1 rRNA gene is annotated in these 1,358 nt (G+C 54.1%); it reads right to left on the reverse strand.

Features of this window, described 5'->3' with window-relative positions:
- Positions 1-15: 15 nt before the first annotated feature.
- A 23S ribosomal RNA gene (locus tag UFB30_RS16475) occupies positions 16-1,358 on the reverse strand; the annotation flags it as partial.

Below are 1,358 nucleotides of genomic sequence, written 5' to 3' on the forward strand. Positions count from 1 at the left end.
TCGAGAATCACCTAATTGGTTAAGTCCTCGATCGATTAGTATTCGTCAGCTGCACATGTCACCATGCTTCCACCTCGAACCTATCTACCTGATCATCTTTCAGGGATCTTACCACTTGCGTGTGGGAAATCTCATCTTGAGGGGGGCTTCATGCTTAGATGCTTTCAGCACTTATCCCGTCCGCACATAGCTACCCAGCGATGCCATTGGCATGACAACTGGTACACCAGCGGTGCGTCCATCCCGGTCCTCTCGTACTAAGGACAGCTCCTCTCAAATTTCCTGCGCCCACGACGGATAGGGACCGAACTGTCTCACGACGTTCTGAACCCAGCTCGCGTACCGCTTTAATGGGCGAACAGCCCAACCCTTGGGACCGACTACAGCCCCAGGATGCGATGAGCCGACATCGAGGTGCCAAACCTCCCCGTCGATGTGGACTCTTGGGGGAGATAAGCCTGTTATCCCCGGGGTAGCTTTTATCCGTTGAGCGATGGCCCTTCCATGCGGAACCACCGGATCACTAAGCCCGTCTTTCGACCCTGCTCGACTTGTAGGTCTCGCAGTCAAGCTCCCTTATGCCTTTACACTCTTCGAATGATTTCCAACCATTCTGAGGGAACCTTTGGGCGCCTCCGTTACTCTTTAGGAGGCGACCGCCCCAGTCAAACTGCCTGCCTGACACTGTCTCCCACCCGGATTACGGGTGCGGGTTAGAAGTTCAACACAGCGGGGGTAGTATCCCACCAATGCCTCCACCGAAGCTGGCGCTCCGGTTTCTAAGGCTCCTACCTATCCTGTACAAGCTGTGCCAAAATTCAATATCAGGCTGCAGTAAAGCTCCACGGGGTCTTTCCGTCCTGTCGCGGGTAACCTGCATCTTCACAGGTACTATAATTTCACCGAGTCTCTCGTTGAGACAGTGCCCAGATCGTTGCACCTTTCGTGCGGGTCGGAACTTACCCGACAAGGAATTTCGCTACCTTAGGACCGTTATAGTTACGGCCGCCGTTTACTGGGGCTTCAATTCGCACCTTCGCTTGCGCTAAGCACTCCTCTTAACCTTCCAGCACCGGGCAGGTGTCAGCCCCTATACTTCACCTTACGGTTTCGCAGAGACCTGTGTTTTTGCTAAACAGTCGCCTGGGCCTATTCACTGCGGCTCTCTCGGGCTTGCACCCTAATAGAGCACCCCTTCTCCCGAAGTTACGGGGTCATTTTGCCGAGTTCCTTAACGAGAGTTCACTCGCTCACCTTAGGATTCTCTCCTCGCCTACCTGTGTCGGTTTGCGGTACGGGCACCTTGCATCTCGCTAGAGGCTTTTCTTGGCAGTGTGGAATCAAAGACTTCGGTACTA

This window comes from Jeotgalibacillus haloalkalitolerans (assembly GCF_034427455.1).
GTDB classification, from domain to species: Bacteria; Bacillota; Bacilli; order Bacillales; family Jeotgalibacillaceae; genus Jeotgalibacillus; species Jeotgalibacillus haloalkalitolerans.